At 52.2% G+C, this 1,707-nt stretch carries 2 pseudogenes; one reads left to right on the top strand and one right to left on the bottom strand.

Features of this window, described 5'->3' with window-relative positions:
- Positions 1-1,004, bottom strand: a pseudogene (locus tag BUE18_RS27145) (hypothetical protein); the annotation flags it as partial.
- A 167-nt stretch (positions 1,005-1,171) separates the two neighbouring features.
- Here BUE18_RS27145 and BUE18_RS27140 point away from each other — a divergent pair.
- Positions 1,172-1,707: pseudogene (locus tag BUE18_RS27140) on the top strand (hypothetical protein); the annotation flags it as partial.

Here is a 1,707-nt window from a genome sequence, read left to right as displayed (position 1 = left end):
TTTTCTTCCAGGCCTTCTCCCTCTTCGCCGGCCCCGTCTTCCCCCGCTTCCTCCAAATCTTTTACAATGTCCTCTTCGTCTTCAATGTCCTCCGGTTCCTCATCCTCCCAAGTAATCTCGTCAACCAGTTCCTCATCCTCGTCCAGTTCGACGATTTCAAGATCCTCGTCCCCCTCTGCTTCCTCCAATTCCTCTTCGGACTCTCCCTCTATCGCTTCCTCCAATTCCTCTTCAATCAACTCCTCCACGTCTTCAAGATCGGCGTCATCCTCCAATTCCTCTTCAACGATCTTGATGCCTTCGTTCGATTCTGGGCCTTGGCCCGACAGGGCTTCGCCCCCATCTTTCGACTCGCCTTTCCTTTCATGGCCATCGCTATGGGCGTCCGGGGAAGCTATTGGTTCCGCTTCTTCTCCTTCTTCCGCTTGCCGGACTGCAATGCCTTCCTTTGAGTCCTCGCCTTCCTGATCAATCCCCAGTTTTTCCGAAATGCCCTTAAGCAAACGATGGATTTGCGAAAGGGCGTCGTCCGGGTTGCTGGAATCGATGATATCTTCGTCGGAAAGAATCTGTTTGAGCGTGTTCATCATTTGCGCCAGTTGATCCAGGGCGGACAGGCTGCCGTCTCCGGCGGTTTGGGCCAGGGTGGCCAGGAGGGCTTCCCTGGCTTCATCGGACATGATGAAGTTGTTTTCCGGGCCGATGATGACGCCGCTGGGGTTTTTCCCTTCCTTATATAAACGTTTTAAGTCCGAATTAATGGCCGACTTGATGCTGTTGAAGTTCTTCCGGCGGTTGGCAATGGCTTGCGGGTCCTCGCCTGTATCCCATACTTCACGAATAAGATCGTCCGCGGAAATTTCCTCATCCAGGGAGAGGGAAGGATCTTCCGGGTATCTGCGGATAATTGAGTCCAGCAAAAGGTATTTGGGCGCCTTTTTATTGCGATAGGCCAGTTCGTCTACGGCCTTTTCAATGATTTCACGGCTAATATTGGCGTCCATAAACCTGTTTTGGGCTCCTTTAATGGCAATTGCAGCATGCTTACGAAAAAGGCTATGCAAATTCCGTGCGTTTTGGAATAGTTTTTGCTTAAAACTCCGTAAGAAGCTAATCTTTAATTAATTTCAGGCCCTCTGGGTGATCACGCCAAAGCCATGGAGTACATATCGTGTCAAATAAAGGAGAAACCGTAGCAGGGATTCAGGCCATTAAAACCGGTGAAAAGGATCTTATGGACTCCATCACCGCCGACCTGGATTGGAGCGTTCTCCAGGAAATGATCCGCCGCCGGCACCACTTGGAAATCACCGACGATCTGGAATTCTCGGGCGGAGACCTTGTGGTCCACGACAACCAGGTGGCCTATCAGCTAAATTTTGAAGTAAAAGTTGTTCTGTCAGTGCTTTTGGACAGGGACGGGCGATGTATCTTCGTCCGGACTCCGGCGGAAGTTCTCCAGAAGGAGGAAGCGCCAAAGACTCCGGAAGTGGGAATTTCTTTGGCTGAAGCCGTTGCAGAGCAAGACGCCTTACCCGTCCAAGAAGAGCCGATTCAGGAAATGCCGGAGGAGGAATCCGACCAGGATCCCTTGGGCGGCCTGCCCGACGTGTCTGAAATGACCGCCGACGCCCTGGGCGAGGCTTCGGAGGATTCTTCCGTCGATTCCGATCCATTGGGCGGTTTGCCCGACGTTTCTGAAATGAC

Source organism: Desulfatibacillum alkenivorans DSM 16219, assembly GCF_900142135.1.
Taxonomy (GTDB): Bacteria; Desulfobacterota; Desulfobacteria; order Desulfobacterales; family Desulfatibacillaceae; genus Desulfatibacillum; species Desulfatibacillum alkenivorans.
The sequence above is the reverse complement of the archived record's forward strand: the minus strand, read 5'-3'. Positions and strand labels throughout refer to the sequence as shown.